Origin of the sequence: Pseudomonas berkeleyensis (genome assembly GCF_014109765.1) — a bacterium.
Classification (GTDB): Bacteria; Pseudomonadota; Gammaproteobacteria; order Pseudomonadales; family Pseudomonadaceae; genus Aquipseudomonas; species Aquipseudomonas berkeleyensis.
This window is the reverse complement of record NZ_CP059139.1, coordinates 301,627-321,850: the sequence shown is the minus strand read 5'-3', so window position 1 is coordinate 321,850 and position 20,224 is coordinate 301,627. Positions and strand designations below refer to the sequence as shown.

Below are 20,224 nucleotides of genomic sequence, written 5' to 3'. Positions count from 1 at the left end.
TTTTAACTCCCCTCGGCAGAGGCTGTTAACGGCGAATGAAGTCGACTTCGAGTTGCCGGGTTCCCTCGGGAATTCCCAGCTCGGCTATGGGCACCAGCATGCGCCGCTCGGGCAGACAGGATCGCGGTTTTGACCAGATGTCCCGACCATCGGCCCGCACCACCAGTTGCCCCGAAGTGGCCGTACTGACCCGTAGTTGCAGGTGCCTGAGCCCTGCAACAGCCCCCGGCACCAGCACCTGGGGCACGCAGAGTTTCAGGGCGCTACCACAGCGGACAGCGACACCCTCTTCGATGAGCGGCAGCTCGCCATGCAGATCCTGCACGATCAGCCCCGCAACGCGTCGCCCTTCGCGGAACGACCAGCCCGCGGTCTCGATCGGGCGCAGCAGATTACCGGCCGCGAAATAGACAGGATCCGAGCAACGCCCGAATTGGTCGATCACCGGCCCACCACTTTTGCTGTCTATGCGCAGGTCGCTCATGCGTGCCAGGCTCGACTCGGGCGTGAACTCGCCGGTCAACAGCACGCCGTCGCACTCGAACTCGCGTACCTCGCCACTGGCGAGCCTGACGCTGGCCGATTCGACCCGGCCAAGACCGTTGATCTGCACCAGTTCGGCACCATAGTGCATCGGCACGCCACACAGTCGCGGGAACAACGACAAGGGCCAGCGCGCAGTCGCCCGCGCGTTGCGTTCGACCATCGCCACTGGCTTGATACCGGCCCGACGGCAGCTGAGTACGGCTGACAGACTGACCAGCTCGGTGCCGACGATCAGCGGGCGCTCGAAGGGTTTCAGGTGCTGCAGATACAGATAGGACTGCAACGCGCCGGTGTTGATGACGCCAACCGGCCGATCCCCGCCCAGCAGACGCGCGGAGCGCGGCACTTCACGCGCCCCGGTCGCCAGCAGCACGCGCCTGGCCTGGAGGCGGAATGTGCCTTCCGGGGACACGCCCTCGATGCAACCGCCGGTGGCCAGTCGAGTAACGCTGTGCCTGAGCAGGATGCGCACCCCGGCCTTTTCCGCCTCTTCGACGTTGCGCTGCGCGTAGTCCGGCCCGCTGTAGATTCGGCCGTATTCGCGGAAGCCGAACGGCGGATGCCCGCAGTGACGAGGAATGCCACCGGCGGCCGCTTCGCGTTCGATCACCACCACTTCGTCGATGCCCTGGCGCCGCAGCTCCACGGCAGCCGCCAGGCCGGCCGGGCCGCCACCGATGATCGCGACATCGACGCTCTGCATTTCAGTGGTTCTCATGACAAACACCTGTTGCGAGTGGAACGGCCAGGCGGCCGGCGCTGAGTTCGGCGACCTGCGCCCCACAGTAAAAACCCTGGCAGCGCCCCATGCAGGCCCGCGTACGGCGCTTGAGCCCGCCAAGGTCACCCGGCGGCAATAGCCCTTGCAGGGCATTCTCGATCTCGCGGCGGGTCACCATTTCACAATGGCAGACGATCTCGCCATAGCCGGGGCGCTGGTAATCACGCGGTTGATGCTCGGCCAGGTTCGGCATGCTCGGCCACTTCAGGGTCTGCGCGTCGAGCGCCTCATGCCGGCGCTCGTAGAGCCGGAAGACGTGCTGGGCGATGCCCAGTGCAGCCGTCAGACCGGTGGAGCGAATGCCACCGACGCTGATCCAGTTGCGCTCCGGCACCGGGTGAATGCGGTAGTGCTTCTTGTCGCTGGCCGGGCGCAACCCTGCATAGGTCGCCGTGACCGGCATGCCGGCCAACCCTGGCACACGCTCGACGGCAGCCTCGATCAGTTGCTCCAGCGTCTCGGACTCCAGGCCGGCATGCAGGCGATCATCCTGTTCTTCGGCAGTCGGCCCGACCAGCAGGTTGCCGAAGATCGTCCGGGTCAGCACGATGCCTTTGGTGCGCTCGTTCGGCACCGGCAGGACGATGGCGTTGAGCAGCTTCGCCGACGCCTTGTCGAAAACTACGAACTGCCCCTTGCGCGGATGGATGCTGAAGGACGCCTCGCCCAGCAGACGCTGCTCCAGTTGGTCGCCGAACAGCCCGGCGCAGTTGATCACGGTCGTTGCCGTGACGTAGCCCGTCGAGGTTTCGAGCAACCATTTGCCGTGATCGAAGAAACCACCCAGCACTTCCGTGCCGAAACGTGCCTGGGCGCCGGCCATCATGGCCTGGAGCAGATAGCCCAGCGGCGCGGACCAGGGGTCGATGAGAAACTCGCCCGGCACGTCGACGCCGCCCAGGGCGCGCGTCGACAGGTGCGGTTCACGCCGGCGAATGGTCTCGGCATCGATGAAGCGCACATTGTTCACATCATTGGCATGCGCCTGCTGCACGATAGCGTCCAGCTTGCTCATGTCCTCGTCGGTCCAGGCCACGACCATCGCGCCGGTGCGCAGCACCGGCAGATTCATCCGCTGATGGATGTCGAGGTATTCGCGGTAACCGGCCTGCATGCATTCCAGCTCGACACTGCCCGAGGGCGCATCGAAGCCCGTGTGGAGAATCGCGCTGTTGCCCTTGCTGGCCCCGGACAGGATGTCCGCGCCTTTCTCGAGCAACAACACCCTGGCACCTTCCAGCGTGAAGCGGCGGGCCATCGCACAGCCGACCACACCACCACCGATGACGACGACATCGAAGGCGCTGTCCGGCCTGGGCTTGGGGTTCAGATCATTCATTGCATTGCCTGTTTGTCTTCGGCCTTCTCGACCGTGATGACGGATATTCAGTGCAGTGCACATGCCACCGAGCATAATTTTGTGGATATGTGGTTTTATCCGACCAATAACAGTCGATGATGCTGCATGCGATGAGCAACATGCCCGATTCACACAAGCCAATGCCTGGCCACCCCCCTCGTATAACCTGAGCGCAGCGCTGTATCAGAGGCTAATCGAGGCTTTTCAGGGAAGCCATTTTCATTCAGGCAGGTTATCGGACTTGTCGCCGTTCTGGGGATTTGGCGGTGCAGCCTACGCCTGATACAGCGCTACACACTGGTGCATGCGCTGCTACATTTCGACTCACAAAGCTCAATTCATTCAGACACCTAGCGAAAAACGACGACGCCTTCACGGGTGATCCTGTGTAATTCGAAAACGGCTCCCACACATTTCAGCGTGCTCGATATCGCCAGGTTTCATTGACAAAACTGCGGAAATTCCACAAACAGAACACAGATACCAACAAACAAATAAACGCTGGCATGCCGGGTGCGTAGTTGCCACTGATCATCATGAGGTAAAGAGACATGACCGCTACCCGCTCGCTCGCCCAGCTTTTCCCCTCCCTTGACGACATCCCCGAGCAGTACCGCCTGGGCGAACCGATCGTACAACGTGAATACCTGATCGACGGCGTCCTGCAGCATTGGTCTGGCCCACTGGCCAGCGTGCGCAGCCCGATCTACCTGCGCACCGAGGCAGGCGAGGAACAGGTCATCCTCGGCAGCACACCGCTGCTCGACGCGCAAACCTCACTGGCGGCACTGGAGGCGGCCGTGCATGCCTACGACAGCGGTCAGGGCGCCTGGCCGACCATGCGTGTGGCCGAGCGTATCCAGCACGTGGAAACCTTCCTCAAGCGCATGCGCGAGCAGCGCGATGCCGTGGTCAAGCTGCTGATGTGGGAAATCGGCAAGAACCTCAAGGACTCGGAAAAGGAGTTCGACCGCACCTGCGACTACATCGTCGACACCATCGAAGCGCTCAAGGCGCTGGATCGCCGCTCCAGCCGCTTCGAACTGGAGCAGGGCACGCTTGGGCAGATCCGCCGGGTACCGCTGGGCGTAGCGCTGTGCATGGGGCCGTACAACTACCCGCTCAATGAAACCTTCACCACGCTGATTCCGGCACTGATCATGGGCAACACCGTGGTCTTCAAGCCCGCCAAGTTCGGCGTACTGCTGATCCGTCCCCTGCTCGAAGCCTTCCGCGACAGCTTCCCCGCTGGCGTCATCAACGTCATCTACGGCAGCGGGCGCGAGACCGTCAGTGCCCTGATGGCCAGCGGCAAGGTCGACGTCTTCGCCTTTATCGGCACCAACAAGGGCGCCAGCGCGCTGAAGAAGCTGCACCCCAAACCGCACCGCCTGCGCGCAGCCCTGGGCCTGGATGCGAAGAACCCCGGCATCGTGCTGCCCGAGGTGAACCTGGACAACGCGGTCAACGAGGCCATCACCGGCGCCCTGTCGTTCAACGGCCAGCGCTGCACCGCGCTGAAGATCCTGTTCGTCCATGAAGCGGTGGTGGATGACTTCCTGGAACGCTTCAACAGCAAGCTGGCGAACCTCAAACCGGGCATGCCCTGGGAGCCTGGCGTGGCCCTGACGCCGCTGCCCGAGCCGGGCAAGACCGGCTACCTCAGTGACCTGGTGGCCGATGCCGTGGCTCACGGCGCCAGCATCACCAACGCAGGCGGCGGTGACGTCCGTGGCTCGTTCTTCTACCCAGCGGTGCTCTACCCGGTGACGCCGCAGATGCGCGTGTACCAGGAAGAGCAGTTCGGCCCGGTCGTCCCCATCGTTCCTTACCGCGACCTGAAGACCGTGATCGACTATGTCCTGCAATCGGACTTCGGCCAGCAACTGAGCATCTTCGGCAACGACTCGGCGACCGTGGGCAAGCTGGTGGACGCCTTCGCCAATCAGGTCGGGCGCATCAACATCAATGCCCAGTGCCAGCGTGGCCCGGACACCTACCCGTTCAACGGACGCAAGGACTCCGCCGAAGGCACTCTGTCGGTGCACGATGCCTTGCGCGTCTTCTCCATCCGCACGCTGGTGGCCACCCGCTTCGACGAGGACAACAAGACCCTGATCAGCGAGATCATCCGCAATCGGGAGTCCAGTTTCCTGACCACGGACTACATCTTCTGAGAATCTGCCGACCCGGTCAGCTATTCACATGCGACTGCCGGCCCGTACAGCACTGGCCGCGGTCGCTACGACCGTCGGAGAGTCTGTGCTTGCACTACACAATGCAGGGCATTTTGAGCGAAAATCCGCAGCTTTTCTGCTCAAACCAGAGGATCGACCGTGGAGTCGTTGAAACAGAAGATACGCAGCGAAGGCATCGTGCTGTCCGAGCATGTACTCAAGGTGGACGCCTTTCTCAACCACCAGATCGATCCGCGCCTGATGCAGGAGATCGGCCACGAGTTCGCCCAGCGTTTCGCCGGCCAGGGCATCACCAAGATCGTCACCATCGAAGCCTCGGGCATCGCCCCGGCGGTGATGGCCGGCCTGGAGCTGGGCATCCCGGTGATCTTCGCGCGCAAGTTCCAGTCGCTGACGCTCAAGGACGACCTGCTGATCTCCAAGGTGTTCTCCTTCACCAAGCAGACCGAAAGCACCATCGCCATCTCCGCACGCCACCTGACCGCAGCCGACAAGGTGCTGGTGATCGATGACTTCCTCGCCAACGGCCACGCCGCCAAGGCGCTGATCGACCTGATCCAGCAGGCCGGCGCACAGGTCGCGGGCATCGGCATCGTCATCGAGAAGTCCTTCCAGGACGGCCGCAACCTGCTGGAGAGCGAAGGCTACCGCGTCGAATCGCTGGCCCGTGTCGCAGCGCTGGAAAACGGCCAGGTACGCTTCCTCGATTAAGAGCGACCGGTGGCCTCTAGGCCAGCGAGCAGCAGGCGCTGATACAGCGCCTCGCGCACGCCGTCCGGCGCTTCCAGGCTCATGCGTCGCAGGTGCTCGGGGTAGGCGGCCGGTTCAGGCGCATCGAGCGTGGCCTTGCCCAGCTCCAGCACCTCGGTCAGACGCAGTTTGCTCTTGAGCCAGCTCAGCGCCCGCAGCAGATCCTGCTCCACGGCACTGAAGTCACTGCCCAGCGGGTATTCGGCAAACAGCGTCGGATACTCATCACGCAACCACTGCAGACGCTCCGGCAGATTGTTCGTGAAGCGTTCCTGCAGACGAAAATCCGCAGGCAGCTTGCCGGCCTGCTGCGCCTGCTCGATCAGCCCGGGCTGAAAGCGCGAATCGCTGATATTGAGCAGCGCCTTGATCACCTGGGCGTCGGTCTTGCCGCGCAGATCGGCGATGCCGTACTCGGTCACCACGATGTCGCGCAGATGCCGGGGAATGGTGGTGTGGCCATATTCCCAGACGATGTTCGAACTCACCTCGCCGCCGGACTCGCGCCAACTGCGCAGCAGCAGGATCGAGCGGGCATCCTCCAGCGCATGGGCCTGGGCGACGAAGTTGTATTGCCCTCCCACACCGCTGAGCACGCGACCGTCTTCCAGTTGATCGGCGACGCCCGCGCCAAGCAGGGTCATGGTGAACACCGTGTTGATGAAGCGCGCATCGCGACGCTGCAGACGCTTGAGTTCCTCCTGACCATGCAGCTCGTTGATATAGCGGATACCGGTCATGGCGAAGCGCTGCCGCTCGGTGTCATCCAGCTCGCGCAAACGTCGATAGAAGCTTTCCGGGCCGAGGAAGAAACCACCATGCAGTACGACACCGCCCCTGGCTCGGCCAAGGTAAGGTTGCAGGCGGGCCTGCGCCTGTGGATCGCTCAGATCAGCCGCGATGCGGCCACCGTCAGGCAGGTGCAACTCGCCCTCCTCCAGCCGTATACCACCTGGCAGCAAACCACTGTCGCATAGCCAGGCCAGATCACCCGGCTGCAACGTCGCCGGCAGCCCGGCGTCGAGCAAGGTCTGAACGCTCTGCAGACGCCCCTGCTGATCCAGCGCCCCCGCCAACGACAGACGCTGCAGCCGTGTATCCGCGTACACCTGACGCCGCACCAGGCCTGCCTCGGCCAGCGCCAGCAGGCCATTGACGAACATCTCGCTGCAGCCATACAGGCCCTGCTCGAGGGGTGCGAGACCGCCACTGGCAGCGATCGCCTCCGCCCAGGCTTCGTTTGCTTGGAGCGCCTGCATCAACTGACGGTAGCCCGTGTTATCGCGTTGCCTGACCATCAACGCCGCGGCCAGGGCGTCGCCCATGGAGCCGATGCCGATCTGCAAGGTGCCGCCGTCGCGCACCAGGGCACTGGCGAACAAGCCAATGCAGTGATCCTGCAGGGTCACCGGCATGTTCGGGGTGGAAAACAACGTGGTGCGCTCATCCTCGACGATATGAATATCGAAGGTGTCGCGTGGCACCTGGGCATCGCCCGCCATGTAAGGCAAGTCGCCGTGTATCTGGGCCACGCTGAGCACGGTCTCGCCTGCCTCACGACGCTTGTTCAGCAGTGGCAAGAGGTCGAGCGTCACGTCGGGGTTGCAGCTCAAACTGAAGTGCTCGGGCTGCGCGGCATCGGCGGCGACCAGCTGAGCGACCAGGTTCAGACCCTTGGCATTGAGATCACGGGCGACATGGCTGTAGTTGCTGCTGATGTAGTCCTGCTGCGCCGGCTCACATTGGAGCAGGCTGCCAGGCTGGAAGAAAAACTGCTCGACCCGCACGTTGGCCGGCAGATCACCGCTATGCAGATCGGCGAGAAACGCCAGCTCGGGATAATCGCCATACACGCGGTCGACGAAGGGTTCGAGAAAGCGCCGTTGCAGATCCTGGTCGGCACGCGGGCGCGCCAGGCACAGCGCGGTGTAGATGGTCAGTTGCCGCTCGGGCATGTCGCGCACCCGTGCGTACAGCGCGTTGACCCAGCGATTGGGCTTGCCTAGGCCGAGCGGCAGGCCCAGATGGATCGGCCCGTCGATCTCGCTCAATACGCGGTCGACAGCTTGTTCGAGGGTACAGGTGTGCGGCATCTGACGCTCCTCGCGACATCCATGACGAATGCTGCTTGGACTGCATGGCCGTCGGCATGGTTGCATGCCATCGCCTTAAACGAAAAAACCGCCCAGAGGGCGGTTTTTCATGGAAGAGGCGAGTCTTACAGACCGGACATCTTCTTGATCGCTTCGCGCAGTTCGTCTTCCGAGCAGTCCGCGCAGGTGCCTTTCGGCGGCATGGCGTTGATACCGGAGATGGCGGCGGCGAGGATGCCGTCAAGGCCGCCCTGGTGATCGGCGCGATCTTTCCAGGCAGCGGTGTCACCGATCTTCGGTGCGCCCAGGACGCCAGAACCATGGCAGGCGTTGCAGTGCTTGGCGATGATGTCGTCAGCGGAGCGGGCACCACCACCGGCGGAAGCTGCAACGGTTTCAACGCCTTTGCACTCTTCGCCCATGATGCACACCTCGCCGACTGGCTTGAGGCGCTCGGCGATTGCGTCATCGGTCGTGGCCTGAGCAGTCACTGCCCACAGGGCCAATACGGCAGCCGGTACTGCCAGCATTTTCTTCATCAGATTCACGGTAAACCCTCTTCGTGGCTAGTCACGCTCGCGGCCACGGTTTCGCGAGCGGGCGACAGTATAACGGCAAGCAGCCCTGGCCGAAACAACCCATATTGTCGCAGGGATATTTACGCCAACGATAGCAGCACCGCCCGCTCAGCTCTCCACACTTTGCGTGAGCGCGTCGTTTCGCACCCGCACATAGGTTCCGAAAACATGATCCCAGAGCGGCGAGGAAACACCGAAATTCTTTTCCACACCGCGCTGATGATGCAGGTCGTGGTTCGTCACCAAGCCAAGCATAAGCCGATAGAGAGGGGGTTCCGGGCGGTGCATGACGTAATGCAGCGAGATGTAGGCCAGATAACCGAGCATCACCCCGGCGATCAGGGAGGCCAGGCCCACGGCCTGGAACAGGGCGAGTAGCGCGATGAAGGTCGCCGTGGTCTTCCAGCTGGATATGCCGATCAGGGCCAGGACGTCGAGGTGATGCGTCCAATGCTCACGCCGGTACCACGCATGGAAGAGGAAGCGGTGCATGGCATATTCGACGAAGCTCCAGATCAGCACCCCGGCCGCGATTTGCCAGAGCAACACCGGCCCCACTAGCAAAGCGGCCACGAACAACAGCGGGACGGTGAAAAAATCCAGGTAATAGGCGAATGACGACATCAACCACTTGTTGCTGGCTGCCATGCTGCAGGCTCCTTGCCATGCCGGATCGAAACCGGGCTAGTCCATTGAGAAAGCGCGCCAGTCTAGCGTTCGGCCAACAGCCTGACGCTCGACGAGTTGGCGAATCGGTGCACGTCGACGAGCGCCCCTTTCACCAGAAAGGGGCGCCCATCCGGATCAGAAATTCGCGGGTGTGGTAGCGCTGATCAGACGCGCCGGTACGTCGAAGGGATTGCGAAAGCGATGCGGCTTGCTGCTCTCGAAGTAGTAACTGTCGCCCGGCTCGAGGACGAACACCTCGTTGCCAACGGTCAGCTCCAGCCTGCCCTCGACCAGCATGCCGGCCTCTTCGCCTTCGTGGGCGTACATCTCGTCACCGGTGCCGGTACCGGCCGGGTAGGTCTCGTCAAGGAAGGAGATGGCACGGCTTGGATGGGCCTTGCCGATCAGCTTCATGGTGATGGCGCCACTGCAGATATCGGTCAGCTCGGAGGCCCGGTAAACCACCTGAATCTGGTTCTCCTGCTCCATATCGAGCGAGAAGAATTCCACCAGCGACATGGGAATGCCGCCGAGCACCTTTTTCAACGAACTGATCGAGGGGCTCACGCTGTTCTTCTCGATCATGGAAATGGTGCTGTTGGTAACGCCCGCACGCTTGGCGAGTTCACGCTGGGACAGGCCTTTGAGCTTACGAATCGATTGCAGTCGAACGCCGACGTCCAATGCTGGAATCCCCCTTGGGATATGAGACGGAAAGTGCCCGTATCATGGCATAGCGTTCGGAATTTACAACACTTCCGTTCACCCTTCGCCTACACGGCGCGCATGTTCTTTCGAAAAGCCGCGAGCTAGAGCCGTGCGGGTTAGCAATAGGCGCGCAGTGGGGTGCACAGCGCACGTGGCCTTCCGATCCGGGCTCAGTTGCCGAGATAGTGCAGCGGCACCCGTCGCAGGTTGCAGAAGATCTGGTAGGGGATGCTGCCGGCAGCTGCAGCCACGTCACTGGCCAGCACCTGCTTGCCCCAAAGCTCGACGCGGCTGCCAAGGCCGGCCTGCGGCAGGTCGGTCAGATCGACGGTTAGCATGTCCATCGACACGCGGCCGATCAGCCGGGTGAGTTGGCCGTCCACCAGTACTGGCGTGCCAGTCGGCGCGTGACGCGGATAGCCGTCGGCATAGCCCATGGCGACGACACCGACACGAGTCGGCCGCTCGGACACGAAGCGCGCGCCATAACCTACCGGCTCGCCGGCCGGCAGCTCGCGCACGCTGATGATCTTCGACTCCAGGGTCATCACCGGCTGCAGGCGCGACGCCTGCTGCTGGGCGCCTTCGAATGGGGTGGCACCGTACAGCATGATGCCGGGCCGTACCCAGTCACTCGGCACCTGCGGCCAGCCAAGCACGGCCGGCGAATTGCGCAGGCTGACTTCGGCGCTGAGACCTTCGCGCGCCTGCTGGAACACCGCCAGCTGCTCGCTCGTGCGTTCGCACTCGGGTTCGTCGGCGCGGGCAAAATGGCTCATCAGCACGATCTTGCTGACCTTGCCGCTGGCCAGCAGACGCCGATAGGCCGCCTGATAGTCCGCCGGGTGCAGACCGACGCGGTGCATGCCGCTGTCGAGTTTGAGCCAGACGGTCAGTGGCTTGCTCAGTTGCGCCTGTTCGATGGCCTCGATCTGCCACTGCGAGTGGGCGACGCACCACAGGTCATGCTGATCGATCAGCGCCAGCTCGTCGGCCTCGAAGAAGCCTTCGAGCAACAGGATCGGTGCGCGAATCCCCGCCTCGCGCAATACCAGCGCCTCTTCGATGCAGGCCACGGCGAAACCGTCGGCCTCAGCTTCGAGTGCCTGCGCGCAGCGCACCGAGCCATGCCCGTATGCGTCGGCCTTGACCACGGCGAGCGCGCGGGCACCGCTCAGTTCGCGGGCCAGACGGTAGTTATGACGCAGGGCATCGAGATCGATCAGGGCACGGGCGGGACGCATGGTTCGTTATCTCTCAATCATTCACTGAGGCGACAGTTTTTCATTGGCAGTTCCCGGATTGCATCCGGGCTACATGCAGACACGTCGTCATTCAAAAAAAACCCGGCGGGGGAGCCGGGTGAAAAGCCAACACAAAAAGATCTGCGTGTAGGCGATGGCCACCTCAAACGGCAGCCACCACGCACATTTCCACCAGCACTTCGGGCTTGTACATCTTCGCCTCGACGCAGGCGCGGGCTGGCGCGTTGCCGTCGGCGACCCAGGCGTCGTACTCGGCATTGAGGCCGTCATAGTCCGCCATATCCTTGAGGAAGATGGTCAGCGACAGGATCTTGCTCTTGTCGCTGCCCCCCTCGGCCAGCATCTTGTCGATGTTGGCCAGGGTCTGGCGGGTCTGCTCGCGGATGTCACCGTCGAAGTCGTCGGCCAACTGGCCGGCGAGGTAAATCGTGCCGTTGTGGATCACCACTTCGCTGTAGCGTTTGGCCACATGCAGGCGCTGGATCGACATAGGGGTAAAGCTCCTTGGATTGCGAAAGCGCGAAGGCTATCAGGTGCGCAGCGGCTGCGGTGCGCTGTGCACTTCACGCGCCTTGCGCGAGTAACGCGAGATATCCAGACCATCGGCGCTGATCTGCGGACGCTTGTTGGCCATCAGGTCGGCGAGCAGACGACCGGAGCCGCAAGCCATGGTCCAACCCAAGGTGCCGTGACCGGTATTGAGGAACAGATTGCGGTAGGCGGTGGCGCCAACGATGGGAGTACCGTCGGGCGTGGCCGGACGCAGCCCCGTCCAGAAATCGGCACGCTGCAGGTCGCCGCCTTCCGGGTAGAGGTCGGAGGTGATCATCTCCAGGGTTTCGCGGCGACGCGGGTTGAGCGACAGGTCGAAACCGGCGATCTCGGCCATGCCGCCAACGCGGATGCGACCGTCGAAACGGGTGATGGCGACCTTGTAGGTCTCGTCGAGAATGGTCGAGGTCGGTGCCATCTCCGGATTGGTGATCGGCACGGTCAGCGAGTAGCCCTTGAGCGGGTAAACCGGAGCACGGATGCCCAGCGGCTTGAGCAGTTGCGGGCTGTAACTGCCGAGGGCGAGCACGTAGCGATCAGCCGTTTCGAGCTTGCCGTCGATCCACACGCCATTGATGCGATCACCGACAGCGTCCAGCCGTTGGATGTTCTGGCCGAAGCGGAACTCGACGCCGAGCGCCTTGGCCATGTCCGCCAGCTTGGTGGTGAACATCTGGCAGTCGCCGGTCTGATCGTTGGGCAGGCGCAGGGCGCCGGCCAGCTTGTGCTTGACGCCAGCTAGGGCCGGTTCGACGCGGGCGATGCCGTCGCGGTCGAGCAGTTCGAACGGCACACCGGAGGCTTCCAGTACGGCGATGTCCTTGGCGGCTGCATCGACCTGGGCCTGGGTGCGGAACAGTTGAGTGGTGCCGAGTTGGCGACCTTCATAGGCGATGCCGGTCTCGGCCCGCAGCTCGTCGAGGCAGTCGCGGCTGTACTCGGACAGACGCACCATGCGCTCCTTGTTGATCGCATAGCGGCTGGCAGTGCAGTTGCGCAGCATCTGCGCCATCCACAGGTACTGGTCGACGTCACCAGTGGCCTTGATCGCCAGCGGCGCGTGTTTTTGCAGCAACCACTTGATGGCTTTCAGCGGTACGCCCGGAGCTGCCCAGGGAGAAGCGTAGCCGGGAGAAACCTGGCCGGCGTTGGCGAAGCTGGTTTCCAGCGCCGGGCCGTCCTGGCGGTCGACAACCACCACCTCGAAACCCTGACGGGCGAGGTAGTAAGCACTGGCGGTACCAATCACACCGCTGCCGAGAACCAGAACACGCATGTTTTTCTCCCCGCCGCGCCCAAGGCACGTGCGTTACAGGCCATTGTTGTCGATGGCCGCAGTATAGGAAGAGCAACGCAGTGCTTTTCACCATATACACAGCTATATTTGGCGAGAATTCTTGGCAAAAAGCCGTTTTACAGAGGCGGATTCCCCATGAGAACCCAGCATCAAAGCCGTCGTGAACTGGACAAGATCGACCGCAACATCCTCCGTATCCTGCAGGAGGATGGGCGCATCAGCTTCACCGAACTGGGCGAGCGGGTGGGCCTGTCGACCACGCCGTGCACCGAGCGCGTACGCCGCCTGGAGCGCGAAGGCATCATCATGGGCTACCACGCCCGCCTCAACCCGCAGAACCTCAAGGCCAACCTGCTGGTGTTCGTCGAGATCAGCCTGGACTACAAGTCCGGCGACACCTTCGAGGAATTCCGCCGCGCCGTGCTCAAACTGCCGCACGTGCTGGAGTGCCACCTGGTATCCGGTGACTTCGACTACCTGGTGAAGGCGCGCATCAACGAGATGGCCAGCTACCGCAAACTGCTTGGCGATATCCTGCTCAAGCTGCCGCACGTGCGCGAGTCGAAGAGCTACATCGTCATGGAAGAGGTGAAGGAGAGTTTGGCGCTGCCGGTGCCGGAGTAAGCAGCGACAAGCGGCAGGTTGAAGGCAGAACGCCCGCGAATGCGGGCGCTGTATGGTCGTTAGACGGCAACTCACCGTAGGTGGAAAACCGCGAAGCGTTTTCCACCGGGTGGCTCAATAGCTATAGGTCAGGGTGAACAGCACATTGCGTGGATCACCGAAGTAGTTGTTACCGTAGTCGACCGACTTGTAGTAGCGCTTGTCGAAGAGGTTGTTGATGTTCATCGCACCAGAGAGTTCGTCGGTGAAACGATAACCCAGGCGCGCATTCCAGATGGCGAAACCAGCCTGCTCTCGACCGTTGTAACCGTAGCCCGCAGACCCGCTTTGCGCATTCACACCACCACCGACCGAGACCCGCTCCCACTCACCCGGCAAACGGTAGTTCAGCCAGGTCCGCAGCATATGTTTAGGTACCTCGACACTGGCACCAACGTCATCGGATACGCTGGGAGCATCTTTCTGGAAGCGCAGCAGATTGAGGGTGTAAGAGGCGTATACCTGCAGGTTGTCGACTAGCTCACCATTGAGCTCTGCCTCGAAGCCCCGGCTGATGGCCGTGCCGCCAGCGTAGTAACAGGTGCCGCCGCAATTGGCGTCCTGGATATCCTGATCGAGGTCGGCATCCCAGATCGGAATGTTGTCCTGCTCCATGCGAAACATGGCAAAGGTGGCATTCAGCCGCCCCTCGTCGAACACACCCTTCAACCCTACTTCTACGCTATTGCCCGTCTTCGGATCGATGATGCTGCCCGTGGCACTGCGCATCGATTGCGGCAGGAATATCTTGGTGTAGCTGGCGTAAGTACTCCAGGTCGGATCGAGATCGTAGATGATGCCGGCATAGGGCGTGACCTGCGCCGACTCCTTAGCCACCGACTTCGAGGCCCCCCAGGCGCCATCCGAGCGGTAAGCCTTCTGGTAGGACGACACCCGCGCACCCAGGATGATCGAGAGCGAATCGGTCAGGTAATACTGACCCATACCGTACGCGCCCTTCTGGATCGACGCGAAACCGTCGTCCAAGCGGTTGGCGGCCAGGATGGACTCCTTGGAGGGTTTGTTGCCATCGACCGGATTACCGAATATGTCCCAGTTGGGCACGTGGTTACGTTTCCAGCCGAAGGTATCGCTGCTGTCCAGATCGGTGTAGTTCGCCCCCATGGTCAGATTCAACTGGCGATCAGCGAGCTGAGTGCGCCCGTTGAGGTAGATGTCGCCGCCCCAGTGCTCGGAGAAGAAGTCAAAGACGTAGGCATCGCCACGTAGCGGGCCGGTGTTGTCGGGGTTATTGACGCCGGATCTCAGCAGGTACTGGTAATCGCTCTTTTCCCGGACGTTGACCACAGTGGTGGTCAGCGACCAGTCGTCGTTGAACTGGTGGGAGATGTCGAAATAGTAGGTGTCCTGGATCTTGTCCCAGTAGGCCCACTTGCCGCCGAGGAAGGCAGAGCGACTGTAGTGTGGAATCGAGCCATCGTTGTAGTTGGGCAGGCCGTTGGCATCGATATTAGCGTCGACACGCTCGCGGCTGTAACCAACGCCGATACGGGTGGCGTCCGTCAGGTCGAAGTCGAGCGCGGCATAGAGGGTTTGCCGATCGTCACCCACATGGTCGGTGAAGGAATTGCGGGTGTCGTAATCCATGACCAAACGACCACTCAGATGCCCCTGCTCATCCAGCGGGCCCGATATATCGGCCTGGGTACCGTAGTGATCCCAGGAACCGGCCTGGGCCGTCAGCTTGACCTGGTTGACCGCGGTCGGTCGTTTACGCACGAAGTTGACCGAGCCGGACGGGTTGCCACCGCCCTCCAGCAACCCTTGCGCACCGCGGAGGATTTCCACCCGATCGAAGATCGCCGTCTGCGCCGTGAGGTTCGAGCCTCGCGCGTAAGACTGCCGCTCCAGTGGCACACCGTCGTACTGGAAGTTCTCGATGAAAAAACCGCGTGAGTAGTACTGATCGCCTGTGCCGAACATAGGCACGACAGTTACCCCCGGCGCGTTGTCCAGCACATCCTTCATCGTTGTCAGGTTCTGGTCTGCGAGGCGCTGTTGAGTGACCACACTGACCGACTGCGGGATGTCCTTGATGCTCTTGGCACCCTTGCCGATGGTGACGACGGGCGAGGCATAGGAAGCGGTGTGTTCAGTGGTGTATCCCATGCCCTGCCCCTGGATGGTGATCGCGCTGAGGTTGAGCGCATCCCCTTGCGCAGCGACCTTCTCGATCAGAATCACATCACCACTCACGCGGCCCTGCAGGCCCTTGTCGTCCAGCAGCTGCGCCAGGCCCTGGTCGAGCTCGTAATTGCCGTGCAGGCCCGGCGATTGCTGATCGGCCAGCACGTCGCTGGCGACAATCAAGCGCAGGCCGGATTGCTCGGCAAAACGCGTCAGAACCTGGCCGAGCGGGCCAGGGGCGATATCGAACAGCACGCTGGCATGCTGCTGGCTGTCGGTCTGCGCGTAGGCATTGATGCCCATCACACCGGCCGCGATGGCCAGGCTCAGGGCTGTCTGTCTGATGATGTGTCGCATGTATCTCCCCCGCCGAAATTAGCGAAATAAAAATCGATCTCGATAGGAAAGACGTCAGCGCTTGAAAACCTGACAGCGCCGTGAAGAACAATTTTCGCGATTATTTCGTGCGATCCGGATCGCGCTCGATCACGGTCAACCAGGGCAGTTGGCGCACGCGCAATGGCAGGGACTGCTGCAACAACTGCAACTGCGCCATCACGTCACCGGTACCGACGATGCCAGTCACTGGCAGGCTGCCCAGTTCGTCGTCACGCAGCCAGATCACCCCGGAGTGGTAACGGCGCAACTCGTCGACCACTTCGCCCAGCGGCCGCTCGTTGAATACCAGGCGATCACGGCGCCAGGCGGTGGCCGCATTGACATCCACCACCTGCGGACGGGACAGCCATTGCGCGCCGTACTGCAGCCCCTGCCCCTCCTCGACTTCAGCGACCTGCGCGGATTGGCCATGGGTGACGCGCACCGCATGCTCAGTCACCACGAGGTGCACGCTATTACCGCTATTGCGCACATCGAAGGCCGTACCCAAGGCGCGTATGCGGCCATTGCCGGCCTCGATCTCGAACGGTCGCTGAGGATCGGCTGCCACCTGCACGAACACTTCGCCAGCGTACAGCCGCACAAGGCGCTGGGTGCCGCTCAGCTCGATATCCACCCGCGTGCGCGGCGCCAGCTCCACTCGGGAACCGTCGGCCAGTTGCACGGAACGCCGTTCACCGACAGCGGTACGCTCATCCGCCATCCAGCCGTGGTTCTGCGCCTGCCAGTACGAGCCGCCTGCCAGGCCGATGGCCAGCACCAAGCCGAGCAACGGCATGCGCCTGCTTTTCGGTCGTTCGAGCGTACTGCCCAGGCGCTCCCACAAACGCTCAGCGGTCTGCGCCGCTTGCTGGTGTACCGGCGAGGTGGCGCACCAGCGCAGGTAGTCATCCCAGCTTGCACTCTGGCCTTCGCCAGCATGCAGGTCGACCAACCACTGCAGAGCCTGCTCAGTCAGTTCATCTGCCAGCGGCTCGTCGAGTTCCTGTTCGCAAAGGGCCGATTTCATTCAGTCGTCCAGTAAACCGAGGCGGCGAATGCAATGACGCAGGGCGCGCATGATGTATTTGCTGACCATGCTCGGCGACACGCCCAGGCGTTCTGCAATCGCCGCATGGCCAAGGCCGTCCAGCCGATTGAGCAACAGTGCACGGCGACAGTTGTCCGGCAGTTCGCTCAGCGCCTCGTGCAAAAGTTGCACCTGCTGGCGCAGCTCCAGCAGACGTTGCGGGCATGGATAGGGATCGAGCAGTTCATCCTCGACATCGTCCAGAACGGCCGTGGCAACACGTCGCGAACTGCTGCGCCCCAGATCGATTATCAGGTTGCGCAGCATGCGAATCAGAAAGAAGCGCGGGTTCTCGATATCGACCGTGCGCCGTTCACGTTCGAGGCCGACATAGCGGACGAAGGTGTCCTGAGTGAGATCGGCCGCCATTTCCCGATCCCCGAGGCTGCGGTAGGCAATCTGCTGTAATTCGCGATGGTAGAGGCGAAACAGCTGATCGAGATCATCGGCAGCCAAGGCAGACTCCGGAGAAAGGAATGCTGGGGATTCAGGCAGGCCGCAAGACTACAGATTATGAGAATCGTTCGCAATGCTATCGATGAGACGCCAGAGGGAAGAACGCCCGCATCGCTGCGAGCGTTCTTGCGCAGCGCAAATGGCTTACCAGAAGGTGCCGCGCAGAGTCAGGGTGAAATTGCGGGGCTCGCCATAGTAGTTGCCGTACTCGGACGTACCGACGCTGGCGTAGTAGCGGCGGTCGAACAGATTGTTGCCGTTGAGGGCGACCGTCCAGTTCTGGTCGACGTCGTACTCGACCATCGCATCGTAGACCGCGTAACCCGACTGACTGAAATCGTAGTCGCGGCTGTCGATGACGTTCCAACTGCTGTCGAAACGATACGCCTGGCCTTCCACATAGGTCGGGCTGGTCACGGTCACACCGCCGCCGATACGCCAGTCGGACAATTCACCCGGCAGGTTGTACAGCGTCCACAGCTTGAACAGGTGCTTGGGCGTAACGGTGCTGTAGAGCCTCTCCTCGGTGTCGTTATGGATCTGGTTGTAGGTGTAGCCGACCATGATGTCCCAGCCTGGCGCAATTTCCCCGGTCGCTTCGAGATCGATGCCCTTGCTGGTGATCTTGTCCTGAGCCAGGAAACAGCATGATGCGCTGTAGCTGAACGGAGGGTTCGGGTAGGCCGGGTCTTCCGCCGCCTGGTTCTCACGCGTGGTGTAGAACAGCGCGGCGCTGACGTTCAGGCTGCCGCCAAGCAGCTCGCCCTTGATACCGGTTTCGTAGGTCTTGCCGGTCATGGGTTCGATGGATTTCTTCGCATCCAACGGCCCCTGGAGTTTCTGCGCCTGAGGCTTGAACACCTCGGCATAGCTGACGTAGCTCGACCATTCATCGTTCAGCGCATAGATCAAGCCACCGTAGGGCACGAGCGTGGTCGGCTGGCGATCGAACACATCATCCTGCAGCGTCCACGACCCGGTTCCGTCCTGCGCACGCGTGCTGTAGGCCTGCTCGAACTTGTAGCGCTGGGCGCGGGCGCCGATCACCAGTTTCAGCGGATCGGTCAGTTGCAGGCGTAGCGTCGAGTACAGGCCGTACTGCTCACGACCGTTGGGGTGGTAGTCGCGCCAGAAACTGTGGTTGGTCTCGTTGTGCGGCAGCGGTGTGGCCCCAGGGTTCCAGATGTCGATCAGGCCACCCTTGCCCAGCATGCCCTGGGCTGCACGCCAGCGACTGGTAACCTTCTGATAATCACCGCCGACGAGAAGCTCGTGCTGCCGTCCGAAGGCATCGAAATACCCTGAAAGGTTCACATCGAACACCTGCTGCTTGCTCCAGCTGGAGACGTAGCTGCCCCACCAGTACGGGCCAGTGCCGGTGGTTTCGTCCACGGAGCCGTAGGGGATGATGCCCTCGGTGGTGGAGCCGTTGTAGGAGTACGTGTAAGAAGTGTTGAGCTTCCAATCCTCATTGAAGTGGTGATCGAGTTTCACGAACCACTCACGGGTGTAGCTATCGGACCAGGCCTGACCGGTGGTGTACCAGGTGCTGCGAGGCAACTTCAGATCACCGCCGGTGCTGTAACGCGGCAGGCCGTCACCCGTGCCGTTCTCCTTGAGTTTGTCGTAGCTGCCGCCCACCGTGAGCATGGTGTCATCGCTGAGATCGGCCTCGAAGATGCCATAGAGAAATGGCTTCTCGGTACTGCGGTTATCCATGAAGTACTGGCGATCCGTGTACGCGGCCACCACACGTCCACGCAGCTTGCCGTCGAAAGCCAACGGGCCGGTGAGGTCGATCTCGTGTCGATAGTTGTCCCACGAGCCGGCAGAGGTATTTAACTTCAGCTGGTAGCTGTCCAATGGCCGCTTGCGCACCAGGTTGACGATGCCACCCGGATCACCCGTGCCACCCAACAGACCGCTGGCGCCACGCAGCACCTCCACGTGGTCATAGGGCGCCATGTCGTAAAGACGGTCGCTATAGAACGTGCCCAGTCCGGTACCGATATCCATCGGCGAAGCACCGTCGATCTGCACGTTATCGATGCCGAAGCCACGCGAATAGAACTGCTGAACGTGATAGTTGTTGTTGCGCACGGTGATGCCCGGCGCTCGCTTCATAGCCTCCGGCAAGGTGGTAATGCGCTGATCCTCAATCATCTGCTGGCTGATGATCGACACCGTTTGCGGCGTTTCCTTGAGGCTGACCGGGGTCTTGGAGCCGACGCTGACCAGGCCAGTGGTGTATGAACCCGATCCCTCGGTCGCCTCGCCCATGCCCTGCCCCTGGATGGTGATCGCGCCGAGATTCAGCGTAGCGCCGACCGAGGCGGGTTCAGCGATCACATAACTGCCATCACCGGTCTCCTGAACCGTCAACCCCGTGCCCTGAAGCAGACGCTGTAACGCCTGCTGTACGGTCAATTCACCGCTCAGCGCCGAGGCCCGCTGGCTGGTAGCGATCTCGGTGGCGAAGAGGATGCGGCTACCGGTCTGCCCGGCCAGCGCATTGAGCGCCTGATCCAGCGGCTGCGCAGGCAGCTTCAGGGTGTAGGTAGCCTCCTGCGCATGCAGGGTGGACGCCAGCATGATGCCTGCCGCCAGCAGTGAAAGACGACTCAGCCGCGAACGGCGCGATGATGGTTTGGTGTTCATGAATCTCCCCGGTGACGCGATCAGAAATGACGTT

The 20,224-nt window shown here is 62.0% G+C and carries 16 protein-coding genes; 3 read left to right on the top strand and 13 right to left on the bottom strand.

The genetic code is table 11. The features are described 5' to 3' along the window. Positions 1-25 precede the first annotated feature (25 nt). Together HS968_RS01510 and HS968_RS01505 are read right to left on the bottom strand one after the other, a co-directional pair. On the bottom strand, positions 26-1,264 hold the full coding sequence (locus HS968_RS01510; RefSeq protein WP_182369853.1) for an NAD(P)/FAD-dependent oxidoreductase: 1,239 nt from the start codon (positions 1,262-1,264) through the stop codon (positions 26-28). Then, positions 1,251-2,666 (bottom strand): NAD(P)/FAD-dependent oxidoreductase, encoded by a 1,416-nt coding sequence (locus HS968_RS01505; protein ID WP_119692359.1) that lies wholly within the window; start codon positions 2,664-2,666, stop codon positions 1,251-1,253. The genes HS968_RS01510 and HS968_RS01505 overlap by 14 nt, the downstream gene beginning before the upstream one ends. 572 nt (positions 2,667-3,238) lie before the next feature. Here HS968_RS01505 and HS968_RS01500 point away from each other — a divergent pair. Together HS968_RS01500 and HS968_RS01495 are read left to right on the top strand one after the other, a co-directional pair. Next, positions 3,239-4,864, top strand: coding sequence for an NADP-dependent glyceraldehyde-3-phosphate dehydrogenase (locus tag HS968_RS01500; RefSeq protein ID WP_182369852.1), 1,626 nt, complete (start codon positions 3,239-3,241; stop codon positions 4,862-4,864). A gap of 159 nt (positions 4,865-5,023) precedes the next feature. After that, positions 5,024-5,596, top strand: a complete 573-nt coding sequence (locus HS968_RS01495) for a xanthine phosphoribosyltransferase (protein WP_119692361.1) — start codon at positions 5,024-5,026, stop codon at positions 5,594-5,596. Here the strand turns inward: HS968_RS01495 and HS968_RS01490 are convergent. The 7 genes from HS968_RS01490 to dadA all read right to left on the bottom strand — a co-directional run bounded on the left by HS968_RS01490 (position 5,593) and on the right by dadA (position 12,776). Further along, a complete protein-coding gene (locus HS968_RS01490; protein ID WP_182369851.1) occupies positions 5,593-7,728 on the bottom strand; it encodes an acetyl-CoA hydrolase/transferase family protein in 2,136 nt (711 codons plus the stop codon). The two genes, HS968_RS01495 and HS968_RS01490, sit on opposite strands and share 4 nt — an antisense overlap. 125 nt (positions 7,729-7,853) lie before the next feature. Beyond that, complete coding sequence (locus HS968_RS01485; RefSeq protein ID WP_106737680.1) at positions 7,854-8,276, bottom strand: c-type cytochrome; 423 nt, start codon at positions 8,274-8,276, stop codon at positions 7,854-7,856. A 138-nt stretch (positions 8,277-8,414) separates the two neighbouring features. Next, positions 8,415-8,954 (bottom strand): sterol desaturase family protein, encoded by a 540-nt coding sequence (locus HS968_RS01480; RefSeq protein WP_182369850.1) that lies wholly within the window; start codon positions 8,952-8,954, stop codon positions 8,415-8,417. Between the two features lie 156 nt (positions 8,955-9,110). After that, entirely contained in the window at positions 9,111-9,659 is a 549-nt protein-coding gene (locus tag HS968_RS01475) for a cupin domain-containing protein (RefSeq protein ID WP_119692364.1), read from the bottom strand. Between the two features lie 194 nt (positions 9,660-9,853). Beyond that, the gene (alr, locus tag HS968_RS01470) at positions 9,854-10,927 is read right to left on the bottom strand and encodes an alanine racemase (RefSeq protein WP_182369849.1); all 1,074 of its coding nucleotides are present in this window, start codon (positions 10,925-10,927) and stop codon (positions 9,854-9,856) included. Between the two features lie 163 nt (positions 10,928-11,090). Beyond that, a complete protein-coding gene (locus HS968_RS01465; protein WP_079784941.1) occupies positions 11,091-11,438 on the bottom strand; it encodes a RidA family protein in 348 nt (115 codons plus the stop codon). A gap of 39 nt (positions 11,439-11,477) precedes the next feature. Further along, positions 11,478-12,776, bottom strand: a complete 1,299-nt coding sequence (gene dadA / locus HS968_RS01460) for a D-amino acid dehydrogenase (protein ID WP_182369848.1) — start codon at positions 12,774-12,776, stop codon at positions 11,478-11,480. Positions 12,777-12,932: 156 nt separating this feature from the next. Here dadA and dadR point away from each other — a divergent pair, with 156 nt between their 5' ends. After that, positions 12,933-13,421: a transcriptional regulator DadR gene (gene dadR / locus HS968_RS01455; RefSeq protein WP_017678280.1), complete on the top strand. Its 489-nt coding sequence runs from the start codon at positions 12,933-12,935 to the stop codon at positions 13,419-13,421. Positions 13,422-13,535: 114 nt separating this feature from the next. Here the strand turns inward: dadR and HS968_RS01450 are convergent, their stop codons facing one another. From HS968_RS01450 to HS968_RS01435, 4 genes are all read right to left on the bottom strand, one after another. Further along, positions 13,536-15,965, bottom strand: coding sequence for a TonB-dependent siderophore receptor (locus HS968_RS01450; protein ID WP_182369847.1), 2,430 nt, complete (start codon positions 15,963-15,965; stop codon positions 13,536-13,538). A 100-nt stretch (positions 15,966-16,065) separates the two neighbouring features. Further along, positions 16,066-17,016 (bottom strand): FecR family protein, encoded by a 951-nt coding sequence (locus HS968_RS01445; RefSeq protein ID WP_182369846.1) that lies wholly within the window; start codon positions 17,014-17,016, stop codon positions 16,066-16,068. After that, positions 17,017-17,532, bottom strand: a complete 516-nt coding sequence (locus HS968_RS01440; protein ID WP_182369845.1) for an RNA polymerase sigma factor — start codon at positions 17,530-17,532, stop codon at positions 17,017-17,019. A gap of 144 nt (positions 17,533-17,676) precedes the next feature. Then, a complete protein-coding gene (locus HS968_RS01435; RefSeq protein WP_182369844.1) occupies positions 17,677-20,190 on the bottom strand; it encodes a TonB-dependent siderophore receptor in 2,514 nt (837 codons plus the stop codon). Positions 20,191-20,224: the final 34 nt, after the last annotated feature.

Bases quoted from the DNA above. Each gene is read 5' to 3' on its own strand.
- HS968_RS01480 (WP_182369850.1), bottom strand. From the start codon at position 8,954: ATGGCAGCCAGCAACAAGTGGTTGATGTCGTCATTCGCCTATTACCTG.
- HS968_RS01435 (WP_182369844.1), bottom strand. From the start codon at position 20,190: ATGAACACCAAACCATCATCGCGCCGTTCGCGGCTGAGTCGTCTTTCA.
- dadA (WP_182369848.1), bottom strand. From the start codon at position 12,776: ATGCGTGTTCTGGTTCTCGGCAGCGGTGTGATTGGTACCGCCAGTGCT.
- HS968_RS01465 (WP_079784941.1), bottom strand. From the start codon at position 11,438: ATGTCGATCCAGCGCCTGCATGTGGCCAAACGCTACAGCGAAGTGGTG.
- HS968_RS01500 (WP_182369852.1), top strand. From the start codon at position 3,239: ATGACCGCTACCCGCTCGCTCGCCCAGCTTTTCCCCTCCCTTGACGAC.
- HS968_RS01490 (WP_182369851.1), bottom strand. From the start codon at position 7,728: ATGCCGCACACCTGTACCCTCGAACAAGCTGTCGACCGCGTATTGAGC.
- HS968_RS01445 (WP_182369846.1), bottom strand. From the start codon at position 17,016: ATGAAATCGGCCCTTTGCGAACAGGAACTCGACGAGCCGCTGGCAGAT.
- dadR (WP_017678280.1), top strand. From the start codon at position 12,933: ATGAGAACCCAGCATCAAAGCCGTCGTGAACTGGACAAGATCGACCGC.
- HS968_RS01450 (WP_182369847.1), bottom strand. From the start codon at position 15,965: ATGCGACACATCATCAGACAGACAGCCCTGAGCCTGGCCATCGCGGCC.
- HS968_RS01510 (WP_182369853.1), bottom strand. From the start codon at position 1,264: ATGAGAACCACTGAAATGCAGAGCGTCGATGTCGCGATCATCGGTGGC.
- alr (WP_182369849.1), bottom strand. From the start codon at position 10,927: ATGCGTCCCGCCCGTGCCCTGATCGATCTCGATGCCCTGCGTCATAAC.
- HS968_RS01505 (WP_119692359.1), bottom strand. From the start codon at position 2,666: ATGAATGATCTGAACCCCAAGCCCAGGCCGGACAGCGCCTTCGATGTC.